This is a genomic window from Lysinibacillus sp. 1 U-2021, from assembly GCF_029916965.1.
In the GTDB taxonomy this organism is placed as follows: domain Bacteria; phylum Bacillota; class Bacilli; order Bacillales_A; family Planococcaceae; genus Lysinibacillus; species Lysinibacillus capsici.
Window position 1 is genome coordinate 4,530,049 of sequence record NZ_CP123966.1, and the last position, 13,787, is coordinate 4,543,835.

Genomic DNA, 13,787 nt, shown 5'->3' on the forward strand with positions numbered 1-13,787 from the left:
CTTTAGAAAGGTCCGTATTGTATGACTTGTGCAATAATGAGCGATATTACCGCAACTGTTACTTGAATAAGCATAAACGGAAAAATCCACTTTATCCATTTACCCCAAGGAATACCCGCCATTGATAATCCCGCCATTAAAAAACCTACTGTTGGGAATATAATATTCGACATACCATCGCCAAATTGATAGGCAAGTACGGCTGTTTGTCTTGTAACACCGATCATATCTGATAAAGGTGCCATAATTGGCATCGTTAAGGCAGCCTGTCCACTTCCTGATGGTACTAAAAAATTTAAAAATAACTGGAAGATAAACATCCCTACAGCATTTAGTGCAGGTGGAACTGAATCAAGCAATGCAGATGTGTAAAAGAGAATTGTATCAATTAATCCTGAGTTATTGAAAATCACTAAAATAGACTGAGCTAACCCAATGATAAGAGCGCCACCAACTAAATCACCTGCGCCCTTCATAAATGAATTAGCAATATGCGAAGGTGATAATTTGCCAATAAGCCCCATTAAAATACCAAACAATAAAAATAAACCAGCTATTTCAGTAATGTACCAACCTAGTTTTACAACCCCGTACATCAATACGATAAAATTCAAAAGAAATGTAGCCATAACAAGCTTATGTCTTATTTCCATTTTCGAATTCCCCTGTACGAAATCACCCTCATCATTGCGAAAATTTCCATAAAAGCCGAGTTTAGGATTATTTTTCACTTTTCTTGCATAGCGATAAACATATATTGTTGCTACTGTGTATAAGACAATAAAAATGACAATTCGAAAAGCAATTCCTGAAAATAATGGCAAGCCCGCAATCTCTTGCGCTATTCCTACTGTAAACGGATTCATAACAGCTGCCGAAAATCCGACAGATGCACCAAGAATAACAATTGCAAAACCTGTAATTGCATCAAACCCTAGGGCAACAGCAAGCGGTGCAAGAATTCCTACATATACAATCGTTTCATCAGACATCCCCATTAATGACCCAGCACAGGCGAAAAACAACATTAATACTGGTATTATTAACATTTCGCGTTTTGCCATTTTTACAGATAGCATGGCGATAAAGGATTCTAATGCCCCTGTGGCTGATAGTATTCCAAAGGTACCTCCTACAATCAATACGAAGAAAATAATACTTGCTCCTTGCAGCATGCCTGAATGTACACTGCTAAAAATATCCAAAAATCCAATGGGGTTCATATCTGTAAAACTAAATGTCCCAGGTTGAATCACTTGACGTCCATTAACTTCTTCCCGTTGAAATGAACCAGCTGGAATAAAATACGTTAAAATAGATGATATAACAATAAGGCAAAAGATTAACACATAAACATTAATTCCTTTTTGTTGCTCTATTTCTTTATTAGCTATAAATTTACTCATCCGCCATCCTCCTTAGTTGAATCATTGAATAAAAACAAATTTTTATGTCCACTATCAATACGTAACATATCTCTCCAACATAAAAAGCCATCCCCTTTTTTTGAAATTTCCGTCTTATTTATTGTAATTGATAAAAAAATAAATAAAAAATTACTATTTTGAATAGTTACTATTGATAAATTTACATATAAATTCTTTGGGATACATCAAAAAAATTACAAATAAAAAGAACGTTACATCCCTGCGATTTCACCAGGCAGCAACATTCTTTTCATTCTTTTCGATATACAAACCAATTAAATTGTTTTCCATGTGTCTTTAACTAAATCAATAAATGTACTTACATTACTAAATGTTTTAGCATTTTGAGGAAAAATTAAATAAGTGGGTAACTTTTTAGGGAATCGGTACAGAACTTGAAGACTCCCTTTGGTTACCTCTTTTTGAATAATAATATCACTCAACAAGGCTAGACCCACTTGTTCCATTACTGCTCTCTTAATTGCTTCCTCGCTTCCAAATTCCACTATTGTTTGTGGCTTACACTTAATTTCTTGCAGGCAACTGACAATACACTCATCCATTCCATAGGTTATAAAGGGATAATCATCAAATATTTCCTGCACAGTACGATCCTTTATAATAAGTGGATTTCCAACCAATACTAAATCCTCTTCCTCCAATAAAATCCCCTCTACACCAGCGTAACTAGGGGATCCAGCTACAAAACCTATATCTGCTTGGTTTGAACTCACAAGTTTGGCTGTTTCTTTACTATTGGCACAAAGAAGTTTTAGGTTTACCTGAGGGTACTGTTTTAAAAACGAGCCGATAATATGTGATAAATAATAGCCGCAATAAAACTCTGGTGCAGCGATTGTCAAATGACCAAATGGCTTTTCGAAATTCTTCAAATCCTGTTCCATTTCTTCAATAATCCCAAATAATTGATCTGTATGTTCCTTTACTATTTTTCCTACTTGAGAAAGGAACATCTTCTTACCCATTCGATTAATTAAGATATGCCCTAACTCTTCCTCTAACGCTTTAATCTGTTGGCTAATTGTAGGCTGGCTATAATTAAGAATTTCAGCCGCTTTTGTAAAGTTGAGGTAAGTTGAAACAACATGAAATGTTTTCAAATTACGCAAATCCATCTCTATTCACGTCCCTGCTATATAATTAAGATAAATACATTTCCTTATTAAAATTTAATTATACTTAAATCGACTATGTACGTAAGAGGTTTTTTCTTTCCAGTAAGTTATCAACCAACATAAAAACATGCTACCTATTTAGATAGCATGTTTCTTATATTTATTGAAGTGCTTTAATGCTTTGTAAGCCACCATTTTCAAGAATGGCTTTACTGATCGCCTTACCAGTTGGTGTTGCTGCTAGACCGCCTCGTGCCGTCTCTTTAAGATTAGGACTCATAGATTGTCCAATGCGATACATAGCACCAATTACTTCATCACATGGAATACGACTTGTTACACCAGCAAGTGCCATATCCGCCGCTACAAGGGAGTTAGATGCACCCATAGCATTACGTTTGACACAAGGCACTTCAACCAAGCCAGCCACTGGATCACAAACAAGACCTAGCATGTTTTTTAGTGTAATGGCAAACGCTTCTGAACATTGCTGTGGTGTACCTCCAGCCATTTCGACAATAGCAGCGGCAGCCATACCTGCAGCTGAACCAACCTCAGCCTGACAACCACCCGCAGCCCCAGAGATGGAAGCGTTATTGGCTACCACAAATCCAAATGCTCCTGACGTAAATAAATAACGAATCATTTGCTCACGAGTTGGATTTAGTTTGTTTTTTACTGCAAACAGTGTTCCTGGCACTACACCTGCTGAACCTGCTGTTGGTGTTGCACAGATTGTTCCCATTGCAGCATTTACTTCATTAGTTGCAACCGCTTTACTTACTGCATCTAATAATAAATCACCTGAAAGTGACTTTCCTTGTGCAATATAATTTTGAAGTAATACGGCATCCCCACCAGTTAAACCTGTTACTGATTGCACACCTTGTAATCCACGTTCAATTGCTTCTTCCATCACTGTTAGATTTCGATCCATTTGCCGGATGATTTCTTCACGCGTTCTACCAGTTATCAATATTTCTTGTTCAATCATAATTTCTGATATTAATTTATCTTCTTTCTCTGCTCGTTCAACAAGTTCCCGAACATTATGAAATAAAACGTCCATCACAGGACACCTCCTTAGTTATTAATTTTCGAGACCTTTGTAATATATGGAATTAAAGATATTTGCTGTAGCACCTTATCCTCAATGTTTTGATCAACTTCAATTACCATTAAAGCAGTTAAGCCACGTTCGATACGTGATACCTCCATATGCCCAATGTTGACTTCATGCATCGCCAAGCAATTGGCTACATTGGCAATACAGCCAGCACGATCATCATGAACAACAAGAATAGCTGGCATACCACCAGTTAAACGTAATTTAAAGCCATTGACTTCACTGACTTCAATTTTTCCGCCACCAATTGAAATACCGACTACTGACATTTCCCCTTCATCGTCTCCAATGACAAGTCGAGCCGTATTTGGATGCTCGGTATTAGCTGTTTCAGGAATGAATTCGTATTCTAATCCTGCTTTTTTGGCATCTTCAAATGCCGTTTTAATACGATCATCAAATGTATCGTAATTTAATAAGCCTCCTACAATCGCAACATCTGTACCATGCCCTCTATACGTTTCTGCAAACGATCCATATAAATGAATTTTTGCCCATTTAGGTTGTCTACCAAATAAATCCCTTGCAACACGCCCGATGCGAGCTGCTCCTGCCGTATGAGAGGAGGAGGGCCCAATCATGACTGGTCCAATAATATCAAATACTGAAGTAAACTTCATACAAACACCCCTCTATTCTATCCGTATAATAATATTTATTTTTATTTATATCATGCTTGATAGTTACTATAAAAGTAAAGCATTTAATTTATCAACTTTCAGAAAATTACCACTACTATAATTTATAGTAAATATTTATGCTTATTTATTGTCCGTACCATATATACACAACTACGAAAGCGTTGACATTCCAATATTTCCAAATTTTATATCCTGTGGGTACGTACATTGAATGATTCATATTTAGTACGTTTTTAATAAATTTAATCCAATATTCTCTTTGTAGCATAAACAAAAGCAGTACACGTTTTGTGCACTGCTTTCTTTACGGAATAGCAAAGTAGCATGTAATTATTCTACTGAAATAATATATGGATATAACCCTTGTTTACCATCAAATAATTCAACTTCCACATCCGGATAGTTCTCTTCAATGAAAGCTACCAACTCAGAGGCAGCTTGTTCAGTTGTATCTTCACCATAAATGACTGTAACAATCTCAGCATCTTCATCGACTAAATCCTTAATTACTTTTTCAGCTGCATCCTTTAGTGCTGGTGTAGAAAGGACAATTTTCCCTTCTGCCAACGCCATAAAATCATCTTTGTGAATTTCAACACCATCAATAGATGTATCACGGACTGCATAGGTAACTTGACCTGTCTTCACATTTGTAAATGCTTCTGACATTGTTTTTTTATTTACATCAACAGCCGCCTCTGGGTTAAACGCTAAAATCGCTGCCATTCCTTGAGGAATCGTCTTTGTAGGAACTACTGCTGCATCAATTTCTAATAGTTCAACCGCTTGCTCCGCTGCCATCACTATATTTTTATTATTCGGTAAGATTAATACTTTCTCTGCACCGATTTCTTGTACAGCCTTCACGATATCTTCAGTTGAAGGATTCATTGTTTGACCGCCTTCAATGACATAGGAAGCACCGATAGAGCGCAATAATTCAGCCACACCCTCACCCATAGCAATCGTTACAATAGCATATGGATGTTTTTCTACTTTTTTAGCAGGCGTAGGGGCTTTATGTTCCTCGCCAACGATTGCTGAATGCTGCTCACGCATATTATCAACTTTAATTTTTATAAGACTACCGTATTTTTGGCCAATTGATAGAACAGAACCTGGTTGCTCGGAATGGATATGAACCTTCGCAATTTCCTCATCTGAAATAACAAGTAAAGAATCACCTAAAGGATTTAATTCATTACGGAATTGTTCTTCATTAAAAGGTTCTTTTCCTTCTTCTAAGCGTACCATTATTTCTGTACAGTAACCAAATTCAATATCAGCAGTGTTCATGAAATCTTGGGCTCTATGATGTTCTGCATTGATTAAATCATCTAGCGTCGCGTCATTTTTCTCTGGAAGAGCCTCCCCCTTCAAGGAAGCTAAAAATCCTTCATACACAAATAGTAAGCCTTGACCACCACTATCTACCACACCTACTTCTTTTAAAACAGGCAGTAGGTCAGGTGTACGATCCAGCGATGCCTTTGCCTCTGCTGTAAAAGCTTCCATTACGGCAATGATATCGTTTTCAGTTTCTGCTACTTCTACACCTTTTTTCGCAGCTTCACGTGCCACCGTTAATATCGTTCCTTCTACTGGCTTCATAACAGCTTTATATGCCGTATCAACCCCCGCCTGGAATGCTCCAGCAAAGCCCTTTGCATCAATTGTTGACTCCTTCTCAATAAACTTCCCAAAACCACGGAATAATTGAGATAGAATAACGCCTGAATTCCCACGCGCTCCCATTAACAAGCCTTTTGATAATGCCTGTGCTGTTTTACCAATATGCTCTGAGGCAGCATGCTCTGTTTCCTTTGCACCAGATGTCATCGATAAGTTCATATTTGTACCTGTATCACCATCTGGAACGGGGAAAACATTTAATGAATCTACATAATTTGCATTTTGGTATAGGTGATGCGCCCCCATTTGTACCATTTCAGCAAACTTTATACCGTCTAAAGACTGCATTCGATTTAGTTCCTCCTCTTAATTCGCTACACGAACGCCCTGTACAAAGATATTGACAGATTTTACGCTCATACCTAATGTTTTATCTACTGTATATTTCACTTTCGATTGTACTTGATAAGCCACTTCCGAAATTTTTGTCCCGTAACTAACAATAATGTACATATCTATATGTAAATCGTCGTCCTGTTGTCGAATTACAACACCTTTTGCGAAGTTTTCTTTACGTAAAATATCAGTTAGACCATCACGAATTTGATGTTTAGATGCCATGCCAACAATACCGTAGCATTCTACAGCAGCTCCACCAGCAATTTGTGCAAGTACATCTGTTGAAATATCAATTTGGCCGAATTCATTGTTTAATTCAATTGACATAGAAATGCCCCCTTGGCTCTTTTTGACTAAACTATATTGTAACACTTTCGTTATAATTTAAGCAACCTAAGGGGGTATTGAAGGGCTTCGTAGCAACGTTTTCTGACTTCAAATAGACGCATTTGCTTCTTCATCGAAAATTGCCATTTTGCAGAAATAGTTATTTCGTCCGTTTTGCTTTGCCAAATATAGCGCTTGGTCAGCTAATTCACAACATGTTTGTAAATGCTCATATTTTGCGATTTTAGCTTGACACATTCCAATACTAACAGTAACTTGTTGGGCAATAGTAGATTGTAAATGCGGTATATTAAGTTGTCGAATTTCTTCTAAGATTTCTTCACATACAGGTTCAGCAACCTTATGAGTATGCTGGCTTATCATAACAAATTCCTCGCCACCCCAACGGGCAACAAATGCATTATACTTCCCTGCAATTTCCTCCAATAGAGATGCGACTTTGACAATTGCTGCATCTCCCTGCAAATGACCATAATAATCATTAAATTTTTTAAAGCAATCAATATCAATCATTATGACTGTTAAAGGTTGTGTTTGATAAAGTTGCTGTCCTATCTTATTCAATTTTTGGTTAAATGCACGTCGATTAGGTAGATTCGTTAAAGAATCTTTTAATGCTTGCTCTGCTAATTCATTATTTTTAATAGCCAACAATTCTGATAGTCGCTTCGTTTTGGTCATTTCCTCATTCAATAAAATATGCTGGGTATGGATTTGTTTACGAACCTTATAGGTTTGATATTGAATCATTACACCAATAGGTATTAATAAGGACATGGGTAATATAATTTTTATATTTTCACTCGATATTCCAGCACTCATATATGCACTCACAATAATGGCTGATGCAGAAAGCAAAATAATCCAGATAATTTTTCGTAAAGGTAATGCGAATACTGTACAAATAATGATTAAAATAACCTCATACAGTGCTGCATGACGGAAGAAGTAAACATCCAATATCGATATCGCAGTAATCAATAGCATTATTGTGTAGATATAAACAACAACCAACCGTTCATACTTCTGTATAGTAACAGGAGTAATATGAATTCGCTTTTGTCGGATAAACAATAATACTGCAACATCTATATAAAACATGGCGTTATGAATGGCAATATAGACGGGAACCATGGCTCTTTCCGCCTTCACAAAAAATACCTCTCCGTAATGTATTAACGAAATAATGGCTGATACATACATGAGTGTCCAAGCAACTATTCTCATCCCTTTTAAATTCGACTGAACCATTTCTTCGCGAATAGAAAAAGCTAATTTTTCTTGATTTTCCATCATGCTCTCTCCTCATGCCCGCTTTCAAATAATTATAATGTCCTATATGTATCGTCATCATAACAAAAAATACAAGTCAATCTAAATTTTTCTGATAAATAAAAAAGTTGATACCTTTATAGCATCAACTTTTTACATTGTATTCAATTAAATCTAAAAAAATTTATATGGCTAAAATAGGCTTTTAATAAGCGTGTCAATCATAACAGGCATCTCTTTAAACGCACTATCCACATGCAATCGCTCTGTTTTTTGATGGGCATCCTTACCAAATGGACCGACATTTAAGACAGGACCTTGTAATGCTGCCATCTCTTTGAATGGAATATGGTACGTATCGCCCCATACAGGTGTGTTCCGCTCAAATGCTAGCCACTCATTGGATGCATCTGAATAGTTGACATAGCTTAAATCACAAATTCCGTTAAAGTAGTGGATCTGCTCCACCTCAATATCAAATGTTTGAGCTGTTTGCTTCATTAATTCAATCGACTGTTTCACTAAGGGAATATCGTGTTGCCAATAATTCAGGTGGTCAGAGAAATCAATACCGGGAATAAACCATGGGGCATTCATAGAATAAACAGATAAATCCCGGGATGATAACAATGCCGTTTTTACCTGACGAACGGCGTTGATATCCTGCATTCTGCCGACCACGGCAATAAAGTCTCCCCGATCGGGATAAAGCCAGGACATTGCCGGGTAAGGGTAATCCTGGCTACCAGGCGCAGAGTCGTAATAGCCAATCATCTCCAGTGCTATCATTAATTTTACTGGACGCTCAAGCGAAGCTGCATGTACCGCGCTCCCCATTTCATCGCTACGAAAGAAGGGCGGTTCTTCCGACGCATAGGCGACCAGCTGCACGCCTGTTTTAGGTACTTGCTGATGTAACAAACGTGCCAGTTCGAGTAATCCTGCCACGCCGCTGGCGTTATCATCCGCGCCAGGTGTATAGGTCAATTGATCGTTTTCATAACTGTTGGCAGAGTCATAGTGCGCACCAATAATAATCAGCGGTCCATCGGCAGGACCATAATCAGCAACAATGTTTTTGTAGGGGCCACCCGTAATGGGGACGTCCTGCGAGGTAACTCTGGCACCGCTACTGACGAAGACCTCTTTTATATACTCTGCGGACCTATTCAGATTATCAATATTGTCGGCACTACGTGGATGCACAGTTTGTGTAAGATAACGAACTGTTTTTTCTAATTGCTCAGGACTTGCGTGTCTGGGCGTTGGCGGTAAGGCATTGACCCAGGGTTGGTAAAAAATAATCAGAGGGAGTGAAAACAGAAATAATATAACAAAAGCAAAATTTATTTTTTTCATATGCAAATTATTAATGAGTCGCGTTATTGAATCATTATTTGTTATGGGTTTCGATGTTGTATTTTATTAAGACTAGCAGGATTATACAAAGAGTATATTTTATGTCTGGTGCCTGAGTTTATTTAAAAGGATTTTATATGCGAAATAAACATATAATCATGTTGCTTATGAGTAGTTTGATTTTGTCAGGATGTGGGCCGGTATCTGAGAATAAGGAAAGTCAGCAACAACAACCCAGTACTTCCACAGACCAGCAAGTGCTTGCCGCGCAACAAGCTGCAATAAAAGAGGCCGAGCAAAGATCCGTCGCCGCTAAAGCCACTGCAGACGCGAAAGCAAAAACCTTAGCCCAGCAAGAAGCGCAACAATATTCAGATAAACAGGCTTTGCAGGGGCGCTTACAAGCGGCTCCAGCACATATAAGTACGGCCACAGCAAGCGCGGCTCCTCGAATTTCAGCTACTGGAACCGCTCGCTACCAGAAGTTCGATGACAATTCGGTGAAACAAGTCACGCAAGATCCACTCGCGACATTTAGCCTTGACGTCGACACCGGCAGTTATGCGAATGTACGCCGTTTTCTCAATCATGGGCTGTTACCTCCGCCAGACGCTGTGCGGGTGGAGGAGATAGTCAATTATTTCCCGTATGACTGGGGTATCAAAGACAAACAATCTATTCCGGCCACTAAGCCAATACCTTTCGCTATGCGCTACGAACTGGCACCTGCGCCGTGGAATGAACAGCTAACATTGCTGAAAATTGATATCCTGGCGAAAGATCATAAAAGTGAAGAGTTACCAGCTTCTAATCTGGTCTTTCTTATCGACACTTCTGGTTCAATGATTTCTGATGAACGTTTGCCACTTATCCAGTCTTCGTTGAAATTATTGGTCAAAGAACTTCGTGAGCAGGATAACATTGCCATCGTGACCTACGCTGGCGACTCCCGTATTGCGTTGCCTTCTATCTCCGGTAGTCACAAGGCGGAAATTAATGCCGCAATTGATTCGCTGGATGCCGAAGGCAGTACCAATGGCGGTGCCGGGCTGGAACTGGCTTATCAGCAGGCGGCGAAGGGGTTTATTAAGGGCGGCATCAATCGCATTTTATTAGCCACTGACGGTGACTTTAACGTTGGCATTGACGATCCAAAATCGATTGAATCAATGGTCAAAAAACAGCGGGAGTCTGGTGTTACTCTGTCGACGTTTGGCGTGGGGAATAGCAATTACAACGAGGCAATGATGGTGCGAATTGCCGATGTTGGTAACGGCAACTACAGCTACATTGATACCCTCTCTGAAGCGCAGAAAGTATTGAATAATGAAATGCGGCAGACGTTGATTACCGTAGCAAAAGATGTCAAAGCGCAAATTGAGTTTAACCCCGCGTGGGTAACGGAATACCGTCAGATTGGTTATGAAAAGCGCCAACTTCGGGCGGAAGATTTTAATAACGACAACGTTGATGCGGGGGATATTGGCGCAGGCAAACATATAACGTTGTTATTCGAATTAACGCTGAACGGGCAAAAAGCATCAATTGATAAGTTACGCTATGCCCCGGATAACAAATCAGCGAAATCGGACAAAACGAAAGAACTGGCCTGGTTAAAGATTCGCTGGAAATACCCGCAGGGAAAAGGAAGTCAATTAGTTGAATTCCCGCTGGGGCCAACAATAAACGCGCCCTCTGAAGATATGCGTTTTCGCGCAGCAGTAGCTGCATATGGGCAAAAATTACGCGGTTCTGAATACCTGAACAATACCTCCTGGCAGCAGATCAAACAGTGGGCTCAGCAGGCAAAAGGGGAAGATCCACAGGGTTACAGGGCGGAATTTATTCGCCTGATTGAACTGGCGGATGGTGTGACTGACATCAGTCAGTGATGACTGTTTAGCAAACTATGTTCGACCAGTCAGCATATTTGCTGACTGGTCGAATTAATTAACAATGATGTTAACTCACTCTTTTGCCGGATGCTCTATTTTTGGGTTGTGAGTGTTTTATTTCTAATTGTGTATAAGAAGCATTGATTCGTGCATCGCCATATTTATCTAAATAACAATTTCTGTTTACCAGTCTATGTTGAAAATCAATTTCGTACTGCTCTTCTGCTGAATATTTTTTAAATCTGTCAGCATAGTTTTTTAATAACGTATAGGGGGCGCTGTCAGAATTGCTTTCCCTTTGTTCAATCACTTCCTGGGCTGCCATGCACACAAATTCATCCGGATTTTCTGAGGCCAGCGTGTTCACCACCACCGTGGTGCTGTTACGTTTTGCTTTCAGCTGGATTGTGCAGTTCTGTACCGGTTTTCCTGTGCCGTCTTTCAGTACACCTGAAATCTTTACTGCCATATTCACTCCACTAATAAAAAAGGTGCCATTTCTGACCCCCATACATGGATTATAAAATTCAGCTAATCGTGATACCCGCAGTGGATTTCTTCATTACCAGAACCAGCAAATCGCTGATACTTGCTGTGGGATACCAGTCATTTACCAGCCATGCTGACACCGAAAACTCCAGCGTCATGTGACCGTGACCGGCAGGCATATCAATAACGCCACTGTAAATCAGCGTATTATCCAGCGCGGTACGGTTATAAATTTCAGCACCGTTTTTCCGCACTATCAGACGGCATGAGGAGTAAATATCAGTATGCTCTCTCTCATGTTTAGCGCCGCTGAATGCCACCGCCGGAATAACAATCTGCCGGTCAAACGGCTGATCGTCATAAACCCTGACGGTAATGGTCCCTGATGGCCACCGTTCCGGTGCACGGGAGTCCCGGGGGAAAGCTTTGCCCACTGTTTTAACGAGATCGCCTTCAATCTGGTTGGCGGACAGTTTTCCCAGAACCCGACAGTTCTCGTTAATCGTGACGTTGTTGAGCGTCCCGGAGTTCGCATTCACGTTACCGCTGATATCGGCATTTTTCGCCGTCAGCCGCCCATCCGGTGTCAGGGAAAATGCCGGAGGATTACCGCCGCTGGTAATGGTCGGAGCCGTCAGGCGTTTCAGGAACACGTCGTTCATGAATATCTGATCGCCCTGACCAACAAACATTGGTCTTGTGTTGCCATTAGACGGATCAATAAACGCGATACGGTTAGCGGCAACCAGGAACTGGCTCAGTTTGCCTTCCTCTGTATCCTCCATGCTGAGGCCAAGCCCCGCGACATAATGCCTGCCGTCTTCGGTCTGCTCAATTTTGACGCCCCACATGGCATTCCATTTATCGTTGGCGTCTTTCCACTCTTTCGAAAACTCCTCCAGTTTGCTGGCGTTATCCTCCGTCAGCTCGACTTTTTCCAGCAGCTCCTTGCCAAGATGGGATTCGGTTATCTGGCCTTTGAAAAAATCCAGGTAACCTTCCGCATCATCGCTCGCCCGACCGACAGCCTCCACGAATGCCGATTTGCCAACGGTGTTCACACTGCGAACGTAAAAATAATAATCATGGCCCGGTTTGATATTGATACTGGCGGCTATCCAGTACAGCCCCGCGCCAAGGTAGCGGGCTGTGGTTTCAACCTGCCTGATATCGGTAATCCGCGTTTCCGAGAACCAGAACTCAAACTGTACCGTCGGATCATAAACCGCAAGATGCGGCGTGGCAGTTATCTGAAAATAGCCCGGCGTCAGCTCAATCCGCGACGGTGCTACCGGTGCGGCAATCCTGAACGATACCGACGCCGGATCGCCCTGCTGTCCCCACGCATTTACCGCCCGGACTGTCAGCGTGTACCGTCCCAGCGCCAGTTGCGTGAAGCGGTATGTGGTTTCCGCCGTCCGGGCCGTGCTGACCAGCCGCTCACTGCCGTCATCCGCTGCCACGGTCAGGCGAAGCAGGAAGCTCACGCCCTTCACCACCTTCGGCGTGTCCCATCGCGCCAGCACCTGATATTCCCCGCTGTCTGCAGTGACTTCGGCGGTCAGATGCTGCACTGCTGGCGGCGTGACACCATTCACCGTGCCGCTCTGGTCGCCGTCAAAGTGCGCCCCGTTATCCACGATGGCCTCTTTTTCCGGTACATGCTGCACGGCAGTGATGGCATACGTGCCGTCATCGTTCTCACGGATACTCACACAGCGGAACAGGCGCTGACGCAACGTCGGCAACTTCAGCCCCCACACACTGTATTCTGCAACGCCGTCAGGAACCCGGTTCACTTTCACCTTAAGTCCGTCGGTGACGGACTGAACCTCCACGCTGACCGGATTACCACTTCCGTCAACCAGGCTTATCAGCGTGGTACCGGAGGATGGCAGCGTGATTTCACGGTCGAGCGTCAGCGTCCGGGTCTGGCTGTTCACCGCCAGCACGCGACCACCGGTGCTGATAGCCGACCTCGCCTGGGCGACCATGCACGCCCTGTTAAATGAGCCACTCACCGCCGGTATCAGCACCCCGCTGACATCCACCATTCTGGAGTT

At 41.5% G+C, this 13,787-nt stretch carries 10 protein-coding genes and 2 pseudogenes; 1 reads left to right on the plus strand and 11 read right to left on the minus strand.

Translation table 11 applies throughout. The features are described 5' to 3' along the window. Positions 1 to 2 precede the first annotated feature (2 nt). From QH639_RS24080 to QH639_RS24115, 8 genes are all read right to left on the minus strand, one after another. Positions 3 to 1,406 carry a YfcC family protein gene (locus QH639_RS24080; protein ID WP_281115361.1) on the minus strand — a complete coding sequence of 468 codons (1,404 nt, stop codon included), beginning with the start codon at positions 1,404 to 1,406 and terminating at the stop codon, positions 3 to 5. Positions 1,407 to 1,702: 296 nt separating this feature from the next. Further along, positions 1,703 to 2,563 (minus strand): LysR family transcriptional regulator, encoded by an 861-nt coding sequence (locus tag QH639_RS24085; RefSeq protein WP_131521916.1) that lies wholly within the window; start codon positions 2,561 to 2,563, stop codon positions 1,703 to 1,705. Between the two features lie 160 nt (positions 2,564 to 2,723). Beyond that, on the minus strand, positions 2,724 to 3,632 hold the full coding sequence (gene sdaAA / locus QH639_RS24090) for an L-serine ammonia-lyase, iron-sulfur-dependent, subunit alpha (protein WP_131521917.1): 909 nt from the start codon (positions 3,630 to 3,632) through the stop codon (positions 2,724 to 2,726). Positions 3,633 to 3,646: 14 nt separating this feature from the next. Continuing rightward, entirely contained in the window at positions 3,647 to 4,309 is a 663-nt protein-coding gene (gene sdaAB / locus QH639_RS24095) for an L-serine ammonia-lyase, iron-sulfur-dependent subunit beta (RefSeq protein WP_004269429.1), read from the minus strand. Positions 4,310 to 4,660: 351 nt separating this feature from the next. Beyond that, the gene (locus QH639_RS24100) at positions 4,661 to 6,310 is read right to left on the minus strand and encodes a DAK2 domain-containing protein (RefSeq protein WP_281115362.1); all 1,650 of its coding nucleotides are present in this window, start codon (positions 6,308 to 6,310) and stop codon (positions 4,661 to 4,663) included. 18 nt (positions 6,311 to 6,328) lie between these two features. After that, positions 6,329 to 6,688 (minus strand): Asp23/Gls24 family envelope stress response protein, encoded by a 360-nt coding sequence (locus QH639_RS24105; protein ID WP_004269431.1) that lies wholly within the window; start codon positions 6,686 to 6,688, stop codon positions 6,329 to 6,331. 108 nt (positions 6,689 to 6,796) lie between these two features. Further along, on the minus strand, positions 6,797 to 8,005 hold the full coding sequence (locus QH639_RS24110; protein ID WP_237899632.1) for a GGDEF domain-containing protein: 1,209 nt from the start codon (positions 8,003 to 8,005) through the stop codon (positions 6,797 to 6,799). 168 nt (positions 8,006 to 8,173) lie between these two features. After that, positions 8,174 to 9,340, minus strand: coding sequence for a M28 family peptidase (locus tag QH639_RS24115; RefSeq protein ID WP_281115363.1), 1,167 nt, complete (start codon positions 9,338 to 9,340; stop codon positions 8,174 to 8,176). Positions 9,341 to 9,477: 137 nt separating this feature from the next. On the opposite strand from QH639_RS24115, the gene QH639_RS24120 reads away from it, so the two are divergent. After that, a complete protein-coding gene (locus QH639_RS24120; RefSeq protein ID WP_001598006.1) occupies positions 9,478 to 11,232 on the plus strand; it encodes a vWA domain-containing protein in 1,755 nt (584 codons plus the stop codon). 70 nt (positions 11,233 to 11,302) lie between these two features. Here QH639_RS24120 and QH639_RS24125 read toward each other — a convergent pair. The 3 genes and pseudogenes from QH639_RS24125 to QH639_RS24135 all read right to left on the minus strand — a co-directional run. After that, a pseudogene (locus QH639_RS24125) lies at positions 11,303 to 11,572 on the minus strand (hypothetical protein); the annotation flags it as partial. 9 nt (positions 11,573 to 11,581) lie between these two features. Further along, a pseudogene (locus QH639_RS24130) lies at positions 11,582 to 11,746 on the minus strand (prophage tail fiber N-terminal domain-containing protein); the annotation flags it as partial. A 16-nt stretch (positions 11,747 to 11,762) separates the two neighbouring features. Next, the gene (locus QH639_RS24135) at positions 11,763 to 13,778 is read right to left on the minus strand and encodes a phage tail tip domain-containing protein (protein WP_281115364.1); all 2,016 of its coding nucleotides are present in this window, start codon (positions 13,776 to 13,778) and stop codon (positions 11,763 to 11,765) included. Positions 13,779 to 13,787: the final 9 nt, after the last annotated feature.